Origin of the sequence: Bacillus sp. CHD6a (assembly GCF_001293645.1) — a bacterium.
In the GTDB taxonomy this organism is placed as follows: domain Bacteria; phylum Bacillota; class Bacilli; order Bacillales; family Bacillaceae_I; genus Sutcliffiella_A.
Window position 1 is genome coordinate 381,928 of sequence record NZ_LBMD01000002.1, and the last position, 20,761, is coordinate 402,688.

Annotated in this window: 16 protein-coding genes; 11 read left to right on the top strand and 5 right to left on the bottom strand. The window is 40.2% G+C overall.

Annotated features, from left to right (window positions below; all coding sequences use genetic code 11):
* Positions 1–97 precede the first annotated feature (97 nt).
* Entirely contained in the window at positions 98–1,051 is a 954-nt protein-coding gene (locus AAV98_RS04545; protein ID WP_060664353.1) for a nucleoside hydrolase, read from the bottom strand.
* A 230-nt stretch (positions 1,052–1,281) separates the two neighbouring features.
* Here AAV98_RS04545 and AAV98_RS04550 point away from each other — a divergent pair, with 230 nt between their 5' ends.
* The 7 genes from AAV98_RS04550 to xylF all read left to right on the top strand — a co-directional run bounded on the left by AAV98_RS04550 (position 1,282) and on the right by xylF (position 11,357).
* Positions 1,282–2,391 (top strand): sugar ABC transporter substrate-binding protein, encoded by a 1,110-nt coding sequence (locus AAV98_RS04550; protein ID WP_060664354.1) that lies wholly within the window; start codon positions 1,282–1,284, stop codon positions 2,389–2,391.
* Positions 2,392–2,860: 469 nt separating this feature from the next.
* Positions 2,861–4,381: a sugar ABC transporter ATP-binding protein gene (locus AAV98_RS04555; RefSeq protein WP_060664355.1), complete on the top strand. Its 1,521-nt coding sequence runs from the start codon at positions 2,861–2,863 to the stop codon at positions 4,379–4,381.
* Between the two features lie 11 nt (positions 4,382–4,392).
* Entirely contained in the window at positions 4,393–5,565 is a 1,173-nt protein-coding gene (locus AAV98_RS04560; RefSeq protein WP_060664356.1) for a sugar ABC transporter permease, read from the top strand.
* A 321-nt stretch (positions 5,566–5,886) separates the two neighbouring features.
* The gene (locus AAV98_RS04565) at positions 5,887–6,864 is read left to right on the top strand and encodes a sugar ABC transporter substrate-binding protein (protein WP_060664357.1); all 978 of its coding nucleotides are present in this window, start codon (positions 5,887–5,889) and stop codon (positions 6,862–6,864) included.
* A complete protein-coding gene (locus AAV98_RS04570; protein ID WP_060664358.1) occupies positions 6,861–8,288 on the top strand; it encodes a sensor histidine kinase in 1,428 nt (475 codons plus the stop codon). The genes AAV98_RS04565 and AAV98_RS04570 overlap by 4 nt, the downstream gene beginning before the upstream one ends.
* A gap of 405 nt (positions 8,289–8,693) precedes the next feature.
* Positions 8,694–10,235 carry a response regulator gene (locus tag AAV98_RS04575; RefSeq protein WP_060664359.1) on the top strand — a complete coding sequence of 514 codons (1,542 nt, stop codon included), beginning with the start codon at positions 8,694–8,696 and terminating at the stop codon, positions 10,233–10,235.
* A gap of 21 nt (positions 10,236–10,256) precedes the next feature.
* Positions 10,257–11,357, top strand: a complete 1,101-nt coding sequence (gene xylF / locus AAV98_RS04580) for a D-xylose ABC transporter substrate-binding protein (protein WP_060664405.1) — start codon at positions 10,257–10,259, stop codon at positions 11,355–11,357.
* A 54-nt stretch (positions 11,358–11,411) separates the two neighbouring features.
* On the opposite strand, the gene AAV98_RS04585 is transcribed toward xylF, so the two are convergent.
* Entirely contained in the window at positions 11,412–12,119 is a 708-nt protein-coding gene (locus AAV98_RS04585; RefSeq protein WP_060664360.1) for a metallophosphoesterase family protein, read from the bottom strand.
* Positions 12,120–12,241: 122 nt separating this feature from the next.
* On the opposite strand from AAV98_RS04585, the gene AAV98_RS04590 reads away from it, so the two are divergent.
* From AAV98_RS04590 to AAV98_RS04605, 4 genes are all read left to right on the top strand, one after another.
* Positions 12,242–13,192 (top strand): DMT family transporter, encoded by a 951-nt coding sequence (locus AAV98_RS04590; RefSeq protein WP_060664406.1) that lies wholly within the window; start codon positions 12,242–12,244, stop codon positions 13,190–13,192.
* Between the two features lie 230 nt (positions 13,193–13,422).
* The gene (locus AAV98_RS04595) at positions 13,423–14,460 is read left to right on the top strand and encodes a fatty acid desaturase (protein WP_060664361.1); all 1,038 of its coding nucleotides are present in this window, start codon (positions 13,423–13,425) and stop codon (positions 14,458–14,460) included.
* Between the two features lie 272 nt (positions 14,461–14,732).
* Positions 14,733–15,287, top strand: a complete 555-nt coding sequence (locus tag AAV98_RS04600; RefSeq protein ID WP_060664362.1) for a hypothetical protein — start codon at positions 14,733–14,735, stop codon at positions 15,285–15,287.
* 29 nt (positions 15,288–15,316) lie between these two features.
* Positions 15,317–16,243: an HD domain-containing phosphohydrolase gene (locus tag AAV98_RS04605; protein ID WP_060664363.1), complete on the top strand. Its 927-nt coding sequence runs from the start codon at positions 15,317–15,319 to the stop codon at positions 16,241–16,243.
* Between the two features lie 20 nt (positions 16,244–16,263).
* Here AAV98_RS04605 and AAV98_RS04610 read toward each other — a convergent pair whose 3' ends face one another.
* From AAV98_RS04610 to AAV98_RS04620, 3 genes are read right to left on the bottom strand one after another with little or no spacing between them, the layout of a single operon-like run.
* Positions 16,264–16,650, bottom strand: coding sequence for a carboxymuconolactone decarboxylase family protein (locus AAV98_RS04610; RefSeq protein WP_231687693.1), 387 nt, complete (start codon positions 16,648–16,650; stop codon positions 16,264–16,266).
* Between the two features lie 2 nt (positions 16,651–16,652).
* A complete protein-coding gene (locus tag AAV98_RS04615) occupies positions 16,653–18,320 on the bottom strand; it encodes a thiamine pyrophosphate-binding protein (RefSeq protein WP_231687694.1) in 1,668 nt (555 codons plus the stop codon).
* A gap of 17 nt (positions 18,321–18,337) precedes the next feature.
* On the bottom strand, positions 18,338–20,587 hold the full coding sequence (locus AAV98_RS04620) for an EAL domain-containing protein (protein ID WP_060664364.1): 2,250 nt from the start codon (positions 20,585–20,587) through the stop codon (positions 18,338–18,340).
* Between the last annotated feature and the right edge of the window lie 174 nt (positions 20,588–20,761).

The following is a 20,761-nucleotide window of genomic DNA, read 5'->3' on the forward strand; positions in this document are numbered from 1 at the left end:
AGGAGCTGAAAAATAGACCAGCGTTTATGGATGAATTAAGCAAGCTTTAAATTAAAACAACATGAAATCCCACCAAGGGATCTCATGTTGTTTTATCTTAATCATTCCTAATCAAAGTTCTCAACATTTCTACAAAGAAAATACCTTCATCAATTTCCGTCGCAATCCTCACACAACCTGCACCTGTGCATTGAGGCACGCCCGGTCTGAAGTCTGCAATGGAGAGGCCCACTGCATAACCTTCCTTATATTCTACCTTCACCTCTTTACTTGTGTAGGTGAATAATCCAGGAATCTCTAGGCTTGCCATCACTGCAGCCATATCATGCTGTGGCGTCCCGGCAATCCCAGGTTCCAGCTCTTGATAGGCCTCATAATAGAAATCAAGAATTGGTTTAATGATCTGCTGGAGGGGAGTAGTGGCAACACTATCGATAAAATCCACGACTCTAGGGGTAATGAGTGCTTTGCGGGTTACATTCAAGGGGATTATTGTCAGGTTGGGGGCATTTTGCGCAATGAAATTTGCAGCTACAGGATCTCCGAAAAAGTTGGCTTCTGCTACCTCCGTAACGTTCCCCGGTTCAATAAAAGCGCCTCCCATGATAAACGTATCTTTTACCAATTCCATCACAGAAGGACTCAAGAACCAAGCCATAGCTAGCGATGTACAGCGGCCGACATTTACAATTGTTAGTTCATTCGGGTGTTCCTTAATGATACGGAACAATTGACTGAAGTTTGTTCGATTCGTAAAACGTTCTGCAGGGATGGGCGGAATTATAGGGCCAAGTCCTTCTTCTCCATGAATTTCCGGGAAGAATTCCGGTAGCTCACCACTTAGTGGTCTTGTACTTCCAGCAATGACAGGAACACCTTCCTTCCTTCCCAATTCCAATAGATATTCTGCATTTCTCGCGCTTCGATCGCGATCCGTATTTCCATAACCTGCAACAATCGCTTTCAACTCTATCTCAGGATTTTTCAATGCATAAATTACGGCAATCGCATCATCAATTCCCGTATCCGCAAACAATATAATCTTCTTCATAATCTTTCACCTCCTACTATCATTAATGAAAGTTTAATAGAACGTGCTTGTATGAAAGTACTAGAGTAAGTAGAGAAATTATTCCTCTTAAAATATTCCCAATTATTAAAAAAGTACAGACAATACCAAAAGAGTGCTAGTGATAGCGCTTACAACCCTTTTAACCCCTGCCATATAATTAAGTTGTAATCAAATTAATGAAATAAGCCAAAACAAAGGGGGAGCAACAATTGAAAAAGACTTGGAAAGCTACGTCATTATTACTTGTTTTAATGCTTTTTACAGCTATGCTTGCGGCATGTAACAGCAGTACAGGGGGAAGCGGCAGTGTAAGTGTGGGAATTGTTTTGCCAACAAAGGATGAGCCAAGATGGGTGCAGGACGAGCAACGATTCAAGGATGCATTGAAAGATTCTGACTATACAACAGAAATCCTTTTTAGCCAAGGTTCTTCCGCGAAGGAAAAAGAGAACGTTGAAACATTAATCAACAAAGGAATTGAAGTGCTGATTATCACTCCTCAAGATGGAGATGCAGCAGCTGCAGCAGTAGAAGCGGCTAAGAAAGAAGGAATCACGGTTATCTCTTATGACCGTTTAATTACAAACACAGATGCAGTGGATTACTATGTGACATTTGACAGTGTGGCAGTTGGTGCTGCTCAAGGACAATACCTGATCGACAATGTAGAAGGATCTGGCGTTCCGCTTTACCTATACGCAGGTGCAGCTTCTGACAACAACGCTTTCCTTTTCTTTGAAGGAGCTTGGAGTGTGTTACAACCAAAAATTGCAGACGGAACGTTCAAAATTGCAAACTCCAGTGAAGCGGAAGCTTTAAAAGACACAGCTGAACTTACTCGTGACCAAATGAGTAAAATTCTAGGACAGGTAACAACTAACTGGGATCCAAACGAAGCGAAGAACAAAGCACAAACACACTTAACTGCAGTGGGTGCAGATATGAAAGGTGACGTGGCGGTACTTGCTCCAAACGACGGTACAGCACGTTCTATTGCAGACGTGTTCGCAACTGATGGGGAAGTATCAAGCTACTTAGTAACAGGACAGGATGCAGAAAAAGCCTCCATCCAATATATCATTGATGGTAAACAATCTATGACAGTATTCAAAGACGTACGTACATTAGTGACGGATGCTATGGGTATTGCAGTAGAAATCCTAGACGGCAAAACTCCAGAAACAACAGGTTTTTATGATAACGGAGAAGTAGAAGTTAAAGCAAAACAAACAGATGTCATCGTAGTGGACGAAGAGAACGTACAACAAGAACTAATCGACTCTGAATACTACGAAGCAAGCGAATTTACAGGACTATAAGTCAAAGTTATTTCGTTAAAAACACATTTCCCTGTAGATTGCAGTGCAAGGTGTGAGACTCCTGCGGGAGGAAGGGACAGGGGAGACCCCACAGGTTTAGCTAAGCCACTGAAAAACTGATAACGTAAAGTTTATTATGATTCCTAGCTGTTGATTGGAGCAAAAGGCGAAGACTCCTGAGGGAGATAGCGCTAGGTGGAGACCCCGCAGGCGTAGCCGAGGAGGCTCCAACAGCGCCCCTAGGAAAGCGAAGCCATTTGCGGAAATCAACAGCGGTGTTTATAAAAATATTAAAATCAAGACTTTTTCATTGACTTCGGCGTAGCCGAGGAGGCTCCCGGACCGCCCGCGGAAAGCGAACACCTGGAACGGAAATCTACAGGAGTTAAACTAGAAATCCAGCGAAATAGTGATGGCAACCTTATCACTATTTCGCCATTGTCATTGCTTTTGTTAAGGGGGGAAAAGGATGGGCAACTATATACTGGAGATGAACGATATCTCTAAAGAATTTACAGGAGTCAAAGCGCTGAGTAATGTGAATTTCAAAGTGGAAAAAGGCGAAATTCACTGCTTAATCGGGGAGAATGGAGCGGGAAAGTCCACACTGATGAAGGTGCTGAGCGGAGTGTATCCTTTTGGAACATATGATGGAGACATTATATATGAAGGAAATGTTCAGCAATTTAACAAAATCAGTGACAGTGTTAGTACCGGAATCGCCATCATCTACCAAGAACTCGCATTGTTTCCAGATTTATCGGTTTATGAAAATATTTTTGCAGGAAACGAAATGAAGTTTGGTGGAGTGATTGATTGGAACAGGACGATTGTTGAAGCAAAAAGGTTATTGCGGAAAGTTAAGCTTGATGTTAACCCTGATACGCTTGTAAAAGATTTGAGTGTCGGAAAACGCCAGCTTGTAGAAATAGCGAAAGCTTTAAGTAAAGAAGTTAAGCTCCTTATTTTGGATGAACCGACGGCAGCACTAAATGAAGACGATAGTGAAAACTTGCTTGAACTATTAAAAGAACTAAAAAATCAAGGGATAACGTGCATTATGATTTCCCATAAGCTGAAAGAAGTAATTAGTATCGCAGACAAAGCAACCGTCATCCGTGATGGGAAGACAATTTGTACGCTTGATGGGAAAAGAGCAGAAATTACCGAAAGTGTCATTATCAAGAACATGGTAGGAAGAGAAATTGAAGACATTTACCCAAAAAGAACGAAGGAAGTAGCAGGCGAGAACCTATTGGAACTTCATAACTGGTCGGCTTATGATCCGCAACTTGGAAGACAGGTCATCAAAAACGTAAATCTTCATGTAAAAAAAGGAGAAATCGTCGGTATTGCTGGTCTTATGGGATCAGGTAGAACAGAGCTTGCCCTCAGCATTTTCGGAAATGCCAAATCATACAAAATTCAAGGGGATATGATGTGGAATAACACTCCTACTACCCTTAAGCATACTAGTGATGCAATCAAGGCAGGAATAGCTTATGTCACAGAGGACAGAAAAGATGATGGTCTTTTCCTTTTACAGGATATCAAAAGTAATATCTCTGCAGCGAATTTAAAAGGAATAGCCTCGCAAGGGATTATAAATGAAAATGAGGAAATTAAGGTCGCAGAACAGTACAAACAATCCCTTCATATTAAAGCCTCCTCTTTAGAACAGCTTGTAGGAAACCTTAGTGGCGGGAACCAGCAAAAAGTGTCCATTGGAAAGTGGCTATTTGTGGGACCCAAACTACTTATTCTAGATGAACCAACTCGCGGGATTGACGTTGGGGCGAAGTTTGAAATTTATACCGTGATGAATAAGCTTATTGAGGAAGGACTAAGTATTGTGATGATCTCATCCGAGCTTGGTGAGGTACTTGGGATGAGCGATAGAGTCTATGTCATGGCCCAAGGAGAAATAAAAGGGGAATTGGCAGTAGAAGAAGCAGACCAAGAAAAAATTATGGAGCTTGCTACGCAATAGGGGGTATTATTATGAATGTTATACAAGAAGCCAGAACGCTTATACATGAGAACATCCGTGATTATGGGATGTATATCGCATTATTTGTCATTATATTAACTTTTACTTTTATGACAGACGGATTGTTCATGTCATCCCGTAACATTAGTAACCTACTAGACTCTGCGGGTTATATTGCTGTGTTGGCAGTAGGGATGACGCTCGTTATCGTTATTCGCCATATCGACCTTTCAGTAGGATATGCGGCAGGGTTTCTTGGGGCAATTGCAGCTATCTTGCTTACACAAGCAGGGGTATCCGTATGGGTAACGATCCCGGTTATTTTGCTTTTAGGAGTTGCTGTTGGTCTGTTTAACGGGGTGCTTATTGCTCAAATTGGCATTCCATCCTTCGTTGCCACGCTTGCAGGAATGCTTATTTTCCGAGGTGCTTTGTTGCAAGTGACAGAGAAGACTGGTACCATCATCATTCAAGATGATGCCTTCAACGCGATTGGTAATGGCTATATCCCTTCACTTGTAGAATTAAACGGTTTGCACCTCCTTTCACTTTTAGTTGGTTTGGTTGGTATTTTACTTTACATCTACAGTGAGATTTCGACCAGGAGAAATAAAATCAAGTATGATTTTGAAGTTGTTTCCAAGCCGATTTTTGCACTAAAGTTACTCTTTGTTTCCGCCATAATAGGTTATATAACTTGGATTCTAGCAGGCTATAACGGATTCTCCTGGACAGTCATTATCATATTAATAGTAGTCGTAGTTTATCATTTCCTGACTACTAAAACTGTGCTTGGACGACATATCTATGCTGTCGGGAGTAACCCGGAAGCTGCCCATTTGAGCGGGATTAACGTGAAAAAAATTACGTATATTGTTTTTGGATCAATGGGGATGCTAGCGGCTCTATCAGGTATTCTATTTACAGCACGTTTGCAATCGGCAACCACAACTGCAGGGACTCTTTTTGAGCTTGATGCCATTGCCGCTGCTTATGTGGGCGGTGTATCTTCTGCTGGTGGTGTTGGAAAAGTGACAGGCGCCATCATCGGTGCGGTTGTAATGGCCTCCCTGTCAAACGGAATGAATTTGCTTGGCGTAGGTATTTCCTATCAATACATGATTCGTGGAGGAGTTCTTGCCGGAGCAGTAATCTTTGATGTTATGACACGTAAAAAACGATAATGAAAATATAAATAACTGGCAATCCCTGTTGAATCTGCTATTCAACAGGGATTGTACTATTTTCATTAGGTGCTATGATGAAAATAGTACACCTCAATTGGGGAAGGCCACTGAAAAACTAATATGATTTAGTATTTGGTAATTTCGAGCTGTGGATTGGAGCAAAAGGCTAAGACTCCTTAGGGAGATAGCGCTAAGTGGAGACCCCCCGCAGGCTTGCCGAGGAGGCTCACGTCAGCCCTTAGGAAAGCGAAGCCATTTGCGGAAATCCACAGCGGTGTATATACAATATGGCCTTATTGGGGGAGGGGGATATCATTCTTGCGGAGAACAGGAATTCTAGCAATTTGTATCATTATTATTCTACTATGTCATCTCACGTTTTTATCTGCACAAAAAATCTTCCAATCCGATTGGCAATTGCCTCAAGCACTAAGTTCTAGCAGAGAGGAACATCGTTTAGTTCTTATTACACAAGATATGGAGACGCCTTTCTGGGATAAGGTAAGCGAAGGTGCTAGAAAGCAGGCAGAACAAAGTGATGTCAGCCTTGAAGTATGGGGGAGTTATGGGAAGAATAGAGAAGATTTCCTAAAAGACATAGAAATTGCCATTCAATCCAAAATGGATGGAATTATCATACAGGGGCTCGATTCAGAGGAATTTAAGGAATTGACGAAAGTGAAGGCTGGCTTCCATGGTATTCCGATTATTACGGTGGCAAATGATGTGCCGATGGAGGAAAGCATCCGGCGTACTTATGTCGGTTCCGACCAGTATGAAGCAGGTAAAATGATTGCTAGACAGATATTGATCGATATGGGCAGAGTGGGGAATGTCGTACTCATGTATGACAAGAACCAGGAATACTATCAAAAGCGGCGCATGGAAGGGATTAAGGAAATTCTAAAATTTTACGATGATATCCATATGATCCATGCGACTACAGATGACACAAGAGAACAAGTCATAACCACCACACAAGATGTAATGAACAAAGAGCCAGATATTGACGCGTTCATCGCTATTAATGCCAATGTTGTCGGTGCGATGATTGGGGAAATTAGTAAGCGCTCCCAGGTAGAACCGTACCATATCTATTCTTTTGACGATGGAGCGGAGACACTGACCTTGTTAGCAGATGGAAAGTTGGATGGGGTTATTGAACAGTCACCAGAAGAGATGGGAAGAAAAAGTGTAAAGCTTATGAAGGAATGGTTGACCGGAGAAACGGTGCCGCTGAATAAAGATGGGTATTTGACAGATATCAGAATTAGGAAAGCAGCGGATAAACAATGACGAGTATCCAAAAGAAAATTCTAACCCTCACTACGGTAGTATTGGTGATTATGTCGACAATTTGGATAGCGCTTACATACTACAATCATAAAACCCATAAACAGTATAACGATATTTTGCAACGTTACCTGAGCATGAATGAAGTGACAAAAGCGAGTCAACAGCTGGTTACAGATTTGAACAACTATACCATTGATCCAACACAAGTCAGCCTAGACAAGCTTGCGGCAAGCAAGGAAAAGGTTCAACAAGCAAAATATGGCGTATATCATTTAAGAAACACAGAAAACGACTTTACGCTAACTAACTATATGAACTTGATAGATAGCTTGGTGGAAGCAACCGACAGGTCCATTATGTTTCAGTCCGAAAATGATACGGAGGCCTCCGCTCAAGAATTTGCAGAGGCCACTCGAATTACTACCTATATATCCGAAATGACCCTAACACTAATAGATACAGAATTGAATACATTTGACAGATTTTACAGGGGAATCATGGAACAATCCGGTGAAGTTATTAAACTTGGAATTTGGAGCCTGCTGTTAATCACCTGTCTATTGCTGTTTGCGACATACTGGTTCTCTCTTACGATTACAAGGCCTGTCTTTCAACTAACAAAAGCGGCAAATGAACTATCCAAAGGGAATTTTGAACAGCAGGTAAAGATAGAAACCAATGATGAAATTGCCTTTTTGGCAAGGACTTTCGATCGAATGCGTATTAATATTAACAACCTGATATCTGAGATTAAGCAGAAGGCAGCGCTTGAGCGAGAGCTTCAGGAAAGTAGGCTGCTTTTACAAGAAAGCCAGTTTAGAAGCCTGCAGAGTCAGATCAATCCGCATTTTCTTTTTAACACCTTAAATACCCTTTCGAAAAAAGCTTATTTAGAAGGATCAGAAGAGACGAGCGACCTCTTAGTAAGCGTTGCCGGAATTCTCCGTTACAATTTAAAGCGGCAAGATCGCTCCGTTACGCTTCATGATGAAATTCAAGTATTAAAACAATATATGGACATCCAGAAAGCACGCTTTACAGACAGGTTGCAGTTGCATTGGGATATCGATGAATCATGCTTAGATTTAAAGATTCCAGCCTTGACTCTCCAGCCAATAATAGAGAATGCCGTCATTCATGCGGTGGAGCCGAAGGAAGATGGAGGAAACATTTGGTTCCGAGTCAAAATGGATGGTAACCACGTAGTAATAGAAATTGAGGATGATGGGATGGGGATGAAAGAACAACAAATCCTTCAAATTCTGAACGAAGAAACCCCACAACCTACTGAAGGACATTCAACAGGTATCGGCTTCAGTAATGTCGTAAAACGACTACGACTCTTCTACGGCTATGACGATGTCATTGATATTAAAGGAATACATGACCAAGGAACAAAGGTTATTTTGAAAATAAAGTACTGAAAACAGAATTTACCTGTAGATTGCAGTGCAAGGTGTGAGACTCCTACGGGGGATAACGGTAGGTGGAGACCCCGCAGGCGAAGCGAAGCCACTGAAAAACTGATAACGTAAAGTTTTTTATGATTCCTAGCTGTGGATTGGAGCAAAAGGCGAAGACTCCTAAGGGAGATAGCGGTAGCTTGAGACCCCTCAAGCGTTGCGAGGAGGCTCAAGCACCGCCCCTAGGAAAGCGAAGCCATTTGCGGAAATCAACAGCGGTGTTTAGTGAAATTTCAAAATCAAGCTTTTTTTTAGTGGCTTCGGCGAAGCGGAGGAGGCTCAAGCACCGTCCTCTGGATAAGCACCTGGAACGAAAATCTACAGGAGTTAAATATGATACCCAATAAATGAAAGGAGTCAAACCGGATGATTAAACTCCTCATTGTAGATGATGAACAAATTGAACGCGAAGGCATGCAAACCATTCTCGAAAGAAACTTTCCTGACCTACAAATCAAACAGGCCAAAAATGGGAAAATGGCAGTAGAAATGGCGGACGATTATACCCCTGACCTAATTCTGATGGACATCAAGATGCCTGGATTGAATGGACTAGAAGCTGTCGAGCAAATTAGCGCCAGGCATCCTAAAACAAAATTCATCATGGTCACCGCCTACGACACATTCGGATATGTCAAAGCAGCCATCAAACTGGGTGTCAAAGACTACATTCTTAAGCCAAGCAAGATTAGCGAAATTAGAATGACAGTCGGAAAAGTACTGAAGCAAATCGAGCAGGAGAAGGCCGAACAAACTAAAAACAGGCTCCAGGAAGAGGCATTAGAAAAAACCTTGACTCTAGTTGAGACGGATGTCGTAACGCAGCTGTTGTTCGACCACGTCCATGAAGTACATGTGGACATGCTGATGGAAATGCTTGATATTCCTTCAACGAATGAGATGTTTGCCATGATCGTCCTATTGCCATCAGGATCAGAATCCAATTATTCCTTAATTAAGGAGAAAGTCAGGCAAAACAAAAGCGGATGGGTAGGAGCACTATATGGGAATCAGCTTCCAATAATTGTGTTCCGTCAGCCAGACAAGACCTTTCGTTCTCAAGCTAGTATCCTTGCGCGAGACATTATAGCAATTTCAAAAAAAGCACATCATACTGATTGGTTTATTGGGATAGGGGAAGTTTGCAGCTCTCTTGAGCAGGTTAGACAATCTTATCAAGAAGCCCTTATGGGTACCTTAGATACTAAAGCTAGTACGAACTATCGTTTTTATGCAGATATCCATGCAAATGTCGATGTCCTTAAAAGCCATTTGGATAAAAATCAGCAAAAGGAAATTACTGATTTCATTAGACTTGGTCAATGGGATACTGTTCAAGTGTATGTCATGAACATTCTTCAAACCTATGAAAAAGAAGCGGCCAACTTATTGCACACTCAGCAACGGATGTTAGAGGTTCTTTGGATTACTTCACGTGTACTAAATGAAATGGGAGTGGAAACTACAACGCCACTCTATTCGGTACAAACAACACATTATCGTCAGCTTCGTTCCGAAACAAAGCAACTCTTGGAAATGATGAAACAATCTTATGATGATCACTACAACCACTTAGAGGCAGACACCATTCAACAGATTAAGCAATACATCATGGACCATTCCCATCAAGACATATCGCTCGATACACTTGCCCAGAAAGTGGGATTGAGTCCAATATATATCAGTAAAATGTTCAAGGAAAAGCAGGGCATCAATTATATCGACTTCCTCACAGAATGCAGAATGGAGAAAGCGAAACGGCTCATGAATGATTTGGAGAAGAGCATAAAAGAAATTACTTTTGAAGTTGGCTACCATGATCCTAATTACTTTAGCAAGGTATTTAAAAAAATGACCAATTTCTCACCGAAAGAGTATCGTAAGACATTGCTCCGAAATAAGGCTTAGAAAGCAGAGAGGATGGAAGAAATGGAGCTAGGAATACGTAGATTACTACCATTGTTTGTTACGCTGGCTCTGTTTTTTGTAGCCTCGGGGTGTGAAAAGACAGATAAACCCCTTCAACAGGACGTGGGAACTGTACAGAATAAATTCCTTCAACAGGCAAAAGGGACAACTTCTGAGGTGAAAAAAATAAAAATCGGTTTTTCTATGGACACCTTAGAAGAAGAAAGGTGGCTGAGAGACCGGGCTCTTTTTAAGTCAGCAGTGGAAAGCCTTGGAGCGGAGGTGGAAATACTAGCAGCAAACGGAGATGATGCGCTGCAGGTGTTACAGGCGGAAACCCTAATAAGCAAAGGTGTGGATCTTCTTGTAGTAGTTCCCCATAACGCAGAAGCAACAGCAACGATCGTTAAGAAAGCACAACTCGCCGGAATTAAGGTCCTTTCCTATGACAGACTCATTAAAAATGCAGAAATTGACCTCTATGTTTCTTTTGACAACGAACGTGTAGGGGAGCTTCAGGCAGAGGCAATTACAAAGATTGTCCCGAAAGGTAATTATGTTTATATTGGCGGAGCAGATACGGACAATAATGCTCACCTGTTTAAAAAGGGGGTCTTTAATGTCCTTCAGCCACTAATAGATAAAGGGAAAATCACTGTCGTTTATGATCAATGGACCAAAAATTGGCTCCCTAGCAACGCTTACGTCAACATGAAAGAGGCACTTATTGCAAATGGCGGGAAAATAGACGCGGTAATAGCAGCAAACGATGCGACAGCAGGGATGTCCATTAAAGCTCTCGAGGAAGCGGGACTAGCGGGAAGCATACCTGTAGCCGGGCAGGATGCAGAGCTTGCAGCGGCTCAGAGGATTGTGGAAGGCACTCAGACGATGACGGTGTATAAACCGATACCTACTCTTGCCGAAGAAGCTGCGAGACTGGCAGTTGCTATGGCCAAAGGAGAATTCATTGATACAAATCGCAAAGTGAACAATGGGAAAGTGGAAGTGCCATCAGTGTTACTTCCTCCGATTGCTGTGAACCGAACGAATATTGATGCAACGGTCATTGCAGATGGATTTCATACTAAGGAGGATGTTTATACAGGGGATAAACGATAACGGGTATGTAATGAATTCTCAGAGGTACTCTGATTAGGGCACCCCTGAGAATTTTTATTCTGCATAAAAGACTGTATTTTCTAAAGCGTCCAAACAATACAATCTTCCTCCATAAGCACAACCGCCATCAATCCCTATGATATTATTCTCACCGAAGTAAACCTCTGGCTTTTTATGGAGGTACTTTGTTGGGGTATGTCCAAAAACTACTGTCTTCTCACCTTGATACCCATTATGAAATTCATCTCTAATCCACACTAAGGTATAAGGTTCAGTACGCTCCAATGCTGTCTCCGGGTGTACTCCTGCATGGACAAAAATATGAGTATCTGTTTCATAATAGTATGGAAGGGTTTTTAGGAAATCTAAATGCGGGCGAATTTCCTCATTTATGACAAGTGCTTCCGGCATCTCTTCTGTCTTATACCAAAATTTTGGATCGTCTTTTTCTACGTTGTATCCGTAATTTTCCAGCGTTTTAATGCCGCCGTTATAGTACCACCTTTTCAAATGAAGGGGGTCTTCAGGATTTTCAAAAGCGTCAATCATCATTTTATCGTGGTTTCCGATCAAGGCTATGGCCCCTACAGCGGTCAATTCCATCACCTTGTCCAAAACTTTACGTGAATGTGGCCCGCGATCCACATAATCTCCGAGTAAAAGGAGTTTGTCCTGCTTGCTATCAAAGTTAACTTTCTCAAGAAGTCTTTCGAATTTTTCTAAATCACCATGAATATCACTTATTGCAAGAAGACGCCTCATTAATATCCATTCCTTTACGTATAATTATTTTGATTTTATCACAATTTTCGAAAAGCGAAATATTGCATACAGTTTTCTTTTATAATAATGAAAAAGATACATTGGAGGGAAGGATGTTTTCCGTGAAAGCAATATCAATCGGCGTATTCGCTTCACTGTTTTTTGCTGTGACCTTTATATTAAATCGTTCCATGGAGCTCTCAGGTGGTAGCTGGCTATGGAGTTCCTCCTTGCGCTTCTTTTTTATGGTGCCGTTTTTACTTTTAATTGTATGGGTGAGGGGGAATCTTAGGCCACTATTTCGTGAAATGCGAACGGCCCCAATCCGATGGTTTCTTTGGAGTTTTACTGGTTTTGTTCTCTTTTACGCACCTATTACATTTGCTGCAGCATATGGGTCGGGCTGGCTTGTTGCAGGAACGTGGCAACTGACCATTATCGCAGGAGTTCTCCTAGGTCCCTTCTTTTATAAACTAGAGCAAGGAGTAAAAGTGCGTGAACGTATTCCAATGCCGGGGCTTCTCATTTCCTTCGTCATTTTTGCAGGGGTTCTGTTGATTCAGACACAACAGGGAAGTGGTCTTACTGGATCCATGGTTATCTATGGTATTATACCTGTCGCAATTGCAGCATTTGCCTATCCGCTTGGTAACCGGAAGATGATGGAGTTGTGTGGAGCTAAGTTGGATACGTTTCAACGAGTCCTTGGCATGACGTTGGCTACAATCCCGGTCTGGTTACTTGTTGCAGTAATGGGATATAAGACAGTGGGTTTACCTTCTGAGGAACAGGTTCTCCAAACATTTATTGTGGCCATCAGTTCAGGAGTCATCGCAACCACCCTGTTCTTTATCGCAACAGACATGGTGAGAGGCAGTCAGGAAAAATTAGCTGCAGTGGAGGCAACTCAATCGACGCAGGTACTTTTTGTGTTGATTGGAGAGGTGCTTCTTTTATCCACGCCAATGCCCAATGTAATAGGTATGCTTGGGTTATTCGTCATTATCATCGGCATGCTTTTGCATAGTTTTTTTACCAAAAGAAGAGTTAAGCCAAAGCAGTTGGCTACATGAAGAGTGACATTCCGTCTGGAATCACTCTTTTTTATTTTCAACAAAAATATTATTCGATTTTTAAAAATTGAAAACATCACGTCCCCCAACGGTTTTCAAGAGGTCTGACAATCCTTTACAAATACTATATGACATTTGTCATACTCTACATATGACACCTGCTACTAACTAAATTTTTTATATTGGATATAATAATTTTTATCAAGTCAACAACGAAGGGATTTAATAAAATGTCAATTCAAAATGAGATGAAAAACCTTAGAAAACAAGTTGCTCCTTTCGAAAAATCACAAACTAAAAAGAGTATTTGGCAGTTAATCAATACGCTAACGCCATTTTTCCTGTTATGGTATCTCACTTATATAAGCTTATCAGTATCCTATTGGTTGGCGTTGGTTCCAGCCATCTTTGCTGCAGGGTTCATGACACGTATTTTCATTATTTTCCATGATTGCACACACCACTCTTTCTTCAAAAATCGAAAGTGGAACCGTGCAGTAGGCACCGTAACGGGAGTACTGACATTATTCCCATTTGATCAATGGGGGCATGATCACTCCGTTCACCATGCTACAAGTGGAAACTTGGACAAGCGCGGTGTTGGTGATATCTGGACACTAACTGTGGAAGAATACAAAGCAGCATCTTTTAAGACTCGATTGTCTTATCGTCTATATCGAAATCCTTTGGTAATGTTCGGATTAGGACCAATTTACACTTTCTTGATTAGAAACCGTTTTAACCGGAAAGAAGCAAGACAAAAAGAACGCAACAACTTATATCTAACTAACGTATTAATTCTTGCTGTAGCAGTTTTATTAAGCTTAGCAATCGGCTGGCAATCCTTTCTAATTGTCCACGGCACCATCTTTATGATTGCGGGAAGTGTAGGAATATGGTTGTTTTACGTGCAACATACGTTCGAAGACTCCTATTTTGAAATGGATAAAGATTGGGAATATGTATTGGCTGCAGTTGAAGGAAGTTCTTACTACAAGCTGCCAAAGGTATTACAATTCCTAACAGGAAATATTGGCTACCACCACATACACCATCTAAGTCCAAGGGTGCCAAACTATGAATTAGAAAAGTGTCATCATAGCACACCACCCCTTCAACATGTACCAACGATTACGCTGGCAACAAGTTTAAAATCACTGAAATTCCGTTTATGGGATGAAAAGAGCAAAAATTTTGTGACCTTCAGAGAAGCAAAAAAGATGGTACACAACACAGTATCTAGAACAGCGATGAAGCCAGAAGTATAAAATATAGAAAACCAATTCCTTATTATAGGGGATTGGTTTTTTTATATTCGAAAGCATGAAGTGCTCTATATAAAACTTTTTGTTAGCCGATATAATAAATAGCACATGTAAGAAAAAACAAAATATTACAAAAAAATATAGATTTAAGCATGTGTAACTTGTATAATTATGGTGATAAATAGGAAAAAAGCACGAAATTACATAACGTTACTGCAGGAGAAAGTCACAGAATACAACGAGAGTATAGAATAAAAATTTTGAGGGGGATTACTGTGAAGAGATTAGGTTTGTTTGCTTTCTTTACTATTTTGTTTTTAGGAGTTTCTTTAGGATTATCATCAAATGCGCATGCAGCAAGTGATGCAGATGTAGAAAAAGCACTAGAAATTATTGACGCAGCAAATATGGAAATGGATATGATCATTGAAACTGGTGTGCAAGAGGCTGACGATTTATGGGAAGTTTACCTGGAAGAGTTAGCAGAATTAGAAGACGAGTTAACAGAGTTAAACACTGATATAGATGAACTAGAGACTGCATTGGTAAACTCCACAGACAGCCTACAACAAGCTGAAATTGAAGAAGCACTTGCGACTCTGCAAGCAGAAAAAGAATTATTAGAGGAGCGTATTGCTCAAAGAACGGCTCAATTCGACCAAGAGGTTGATGCCATTATCAGCTACGTATTTGATATTACTTTGCAAATGACACAGGAAACCATTGATGAAGTGGCAGAATACGGTGTGGTAGCTGAGTGCTTTTGGAAGTATGTTAGATTTGCTGACCGTTGGGCTTGGATTGATCCGGTGCGAGTGGTTAATTTTTAATTAAAGTTTTGTAAGAGGTGGGAAGTTAAGTGGCTTTTACGATAGGAAAGAAAGGAACAAGCATAGAACAAGTGAAATTTGAAAACTTTGGTTTAAGTTTGCTTGCAAGAGGCGATGGAACTGAAGTAATAATTCAAACTCTAACAAAAAATAATTTCTTTTATGTCTATCCAGCTGAAAACCCAAATGTAATGGAATTTTTCTATTTAATAAGCGGAGAACTTTCTTGCGATGTTAATGGGGAGAAAGTTAAATTATATCCTCAAGATTATTTTACTGCTACAAATTTAGAGGAACCAGTACATTTTACTGCATTAACTGATGTGTCATATTTATGGGTTATTACTGAACCAACCTTTTACCAACTTAGCGAAGGTGTTAAAGAATTAAAAGAAGTTGTTGAAAAAGTAGAAAGTAGAGATGTTTATACGTTTAAACATAGTGAGAGAGTTACTCAATACTCAATTAAAATCGCAAAAAAACTCGCATTGCCAAAAGTAAACTTAGAAAATTTGTTTTTATCTGCCATTTTACATGATATCGGAAAAATAAATATTCCTTCTGAGATTCTTAATAAACCTTCAAAGTTAACAAATGAAGAATTTGAACTAATAAAAATGCACCCAGGTGATGGGGCAAATATGGTTAAAGATCTTTATTATGATGACAAGATAGCCACTATAATTAAGCAACACCATGAAAGATTAGATGGAAGGGGATACCCAGCTGGATTAAAAGGCGATGAAATACTACTAGAAGCAAGAATTATTGCTGTCAGTGATACATTTGACGCAATGACTGAAGACCGTGCATATCGAAATGCGTTCACTCTAGAGTATGCGATCGAAGAACTCCAAAGGCTTTCTCCATCTCAATATGATTCAGAAGTAGTTCATGCCCTTATTGAAGTCCTACAAGAAGAAGGAAAACTTATAGAAAAAAGCCCTAAAGCATAACCGTGCTTTAGGGCTTTTTCTTATTTTTTGGCATTCTCTGCTTCGTCGGAAAATATGACACTCGCCATTCTCATTGCTTGTACTGCTTTGGGGAATCCTGCATAACCAGAGCATTGAATGATTACTTCTTTAATTTGCTGTTCTGTTAGGCCTACTCGGAGCGAGGCTCTAATATGGACTTCTAGCTGTTCAAACGCACCTTGTGTAATCAGTGAACTTAGGGTGACTAGTTCTCTTTCAGCCAAGTTGAGTCCTTCGCGAGGGTAAAGCTCTCCGTAACCGAATCCAACAATCATTTCCCAAAAGTCAGGGGAAATTTCTTTCATTTTCTTCATTCCTTCTAGTGTTTCAGAAGGGAACATTTTTTCAAGTGTTTCTATTCCTAGTTCAAAGCGATTTTTTTCCAATTTTACTGCCTCCCCATGGTAGGTGGTATTTCATCAGGGTCAACGATAACTTCGATGACGACTGGCGTTTTCTTAGTTTCTACAATTGTTAAGCCAAGTACTATGGCATTTTTTAAATCTAGCGGGTTGTAGCATTTATATGATTCAAGACCCATTGAATTTGCAAAGGCCGCAATATCGAGTGGAGAGCTGTAGATTGCTCCGATTGATTTTCCGTTCATTTTTTTCATGCCTTTTTCCACCATATCCAACCTACCATTGTTCAATACAATAAATAGAACAGGAGATTGGTAGTTTAATGCAGTGGAAATTTCCGTTCCATGCATGAACATGCATCCGTCTCCGACTAGGCATACTATTGACTTATTTGGCGCAGCTATTTTTGCTCCTATTGAGTAGCCAATTCCATGACCCATAGCACCGAAAATATCATCAAAAATAAAACTGCCTGGCTGAAAAATGTCAAAATGCTTAATTCCGTAAAAGGTGTGGCTGCCATCGTCTCCAAATATGATGCAATCTTCAGGAAGTTCATTGCGCATTACTTTTATCGCTGATTCAGCTGACATGTATTCAGAGACCTTATTAAAGGGTACATCCTTAAGCTGCTTTGGTTGCAAAAACTCCGAGCTATCGGTATTTTTAACACCTGCAAGACCTAATAAATGTTGAAGATTAGAGCGGATATCCCCCATCACCGGTGTAGTTGGAACCTTGATGCTTTTTCCAATGAAAGTGGAATCATAGTCAAAATGTATTAAATGCTTCGGATACATATCAGGTGTAAATCCTGCAGTGGACATATCGCTTAATTTAGACCCGATAACAATCAGTAAATCTATACCTGACCGCAAATAGTCGGACGCTTCCTTTGTTCCTCCCAATCCAAAAGCTCCAAGTGATAGGCTATGGTTGGAAATAAACGCCCCTTTTCCTCCCGGTGTAGTCATAACAGGTATTTTCCAATGTTCCGCTAAGAGCTGGATTTCCTTATATGACTTGCTAGAGTGAACTCCTTTTCCTAAGAATAGCAAAGGTTTTGTTGCGTTTTGTAGTTCCATCTTTACACTTTCGAGGTTGTTGGAAATCATTTCAATAGGGTTTGGTAAATTAAGTTCAAACGGTTCAATTTCTTCTAATAGAATATCAAAAGGAATGGACAAGTGGACAGGACCTTTTACCCCTGACAAAGCTTTTTCCAAAGCATGTTGTAGTAAAGGTTGTAGCATATCCCCCCGTTCCACTCTGGCACTGAATTTGGTGACATGCCGGAACATTTCAACAAGATCAGTGCCAAATAAAGAGGAATCCTGTCCCATTCCTTTGCCTGTGTCCTTCATGGATGGATGCCCTGTAATAATTAATACAGGAATGTGTGATGCTTTTGCTTGTCCTGCAGCAGTTAAAAGGTTCGTTCCTCCAGGTCCAGAAGTCCCGATAGCAACCCCTATTTTCCCGCTCATGAAAGAATAGCCAGCAGCTGCAAAGCCCGCTCCTGTTTCATGCTTACATAATACAAATTCAATACCTTCTTTATCAGATGCATAAATGATGGGTGATATAGCCTTTCCAGGTATTCCAAATATATGTTGGATTTCCCACTTTTTAAAAAGTTTCGCTAAGATGGCAGCAGCAGTATCCATTTTCAACATTGTAGCAGAAGTATTCATTTGTAATTTCGATCCCCTTATACGTATATTTTCTCTATCTCTTTTAATAGCATCGGGTGTAATCGCTCAAATTGTTCTCCTGAGATAGGCTTACTAAATAGATAGCCTTGAATGGTGTCGCAATCATATTTCTTTAAAAAGTTTAATTGATCAATTGTCTCGACGCCCTCGGCGATAACGCGCAAACCAAGGTTGTGAGCGAGTGTAATAATGGCTTTCACGATATTTACATCATGACTATCTTTCAATACATCTCTTACAAAGGAACGGTCAATTTTCAGATAATCAATTGGAAAACTTTTAAGGTAGCTCAACGAACTATAGCCTGTCCCAAAGTCATCAATACTTATATAAACACCAAGGTCCTTTAATTGCTGAAGCACTTTCAATGAATAATCAAAATCCATCGCCATAGATTCCGTGATTTCTACCACAAGATACTGCGGATCAAGGCCGGTACGGTTTAGAACACCTTGTACATGGCTAACAAGGTTCAGTTTGAAAAATTGTTGGGTGGATAGATTAACAGCCACTTTAAAAGGGGTCATGCCGGCATCTATCCATTTTTTGTTCTGTGCACAAGCCTCTTCAATTACCCATTCCCCAATATTCGTAATTAGTCCAGTTTCTTCTGCGAGGTTAATAAACTTGTCTGGATAGATTAACCCAAGAGTTGGATGATTCCATCTGATTAATGCTTCCACACCTATCATATCTCTAGTTTTGTTGCAAATCTGAGGCTGATAATGAAGAACGAACTCATTTCGTTCCAATGCTTTCCGCAAATCTGTTTCCAATTGTAATTCTTCCATAGAATTGTGCAACATATCAGAAGCATACATTACATAGCGGTTCTTTCCTTGTGATTTTGCTTTATACATTGCATTATCGGCATAGATCATGAAATCTTCAAGAGTAATGGGGATGTTTGGGTAAATTGCCACACCAATACTGACAGTGGTATGAAACTCATGGGAGTTCACGGTAAATGGCCTCTTGAATAGCTCTAGCACATTATTTGCCATTTCCGTTACATATTGATCATTCTCAAAATCTCGCAATAAGAAAATAAATTCATCCCCGCCCATACGTGCAAGCGTATCCTTCTCACCGAGGCACCCAACCAACCGGTTTGTGACCTCAACTAGTAGAAGATCTCCATTGGAATGACCGAACGTATCATTAATAATCTTAAATCGATCCAGGTCAAGGAATAGAATGGCCATCTTTGTCTCTTTTCCTAATTGATTGTCTTGAATAAGAGACTCCATTTCTTTTTGTATGTAACGTCTGTTTGGAAGATTGGTCAGGTCATCATGGTATGCCAGATAGTTGAATTTTTCTTCTATAAAATATCGATCCGTTATATCACGGAATTGACCAAAGGCACCGACCAGTTTATCTTCTTCATAGATTGGTTGTGCGTCAAAAAGGCAGACTACCGGTTCTCCATTTGGGTTATTAAACTTTATCTCAACATTCTCGTATTTTTTCTGATTGTCAATGACTTCTTTGAAGTATTTACCAGTCAGTTCAGACTCGAAAATGGTTCGTCCAATTACAGATTCTCTAGTACGATTGGATATTTTTTGAGCAAACTCATTAAATTCCGTTGTGACGCCTTCTTCATCGGTAATTACAATTCCATTTCTCGTCCTACTCAACATAATTTGGTTCATGATATTTAGTTTTCTATTTTGTTTTCTTAGCAAAAGTTCCCGTTCGATAGAGTCGACCACTTGCGAGAGCATCGTTAAGAAGAGCGGGTTCTGACATTGAATGGGCATCATAATACATACGCTGCCAAGTAAATCATTATCATCTGTATAATGTAATGCTGCACCGTAACAGGCAATCTGATGGAAAGCTTTGTGATAGTGATGATCTCCAATCAGGCTGATAGGATGGTTTTGTTGTAAAGCTAAGCTAATTACATTAGTACCAGTATCGGCTTGAGTAAATTGACTACCCTTTTTAATACCAAACCGTTCAATTGTCGATTTAATCATTTCGTCCCCATTAATCTCCAGTAAAAACCCCTCAGCATCAGAGATTACGACAAGGATGGGTGTTCCTTTTAAGGAGTTCAACAATTTATTAGAAAAAAAACTAACTACAGATAATATTTCTCCATAAGCTCGTCGCTTATCTACCAACTCTTCTCTTGTCATAAATTTTTTTGGACTTGGAATCTCTTCCGGATCCATACCGCTCTCTAAACACCTTCTTTTAGAAGTAGCAATAAAGTACGGTTCTTTTTCACTCATTTTCCAACACCTCAAATAATTAACAGTTACATATAATTTCATATTAAGTGTATTAAGGGTAGATAGCAAAGGATAATTTACACAAATCGACATAAATTGTCGAGTGGGTATTTTGAAATGGGTATTTAAACCCGGTTTTCTAGTGGGGATAGGAAGAATGTAAATAAAAATATT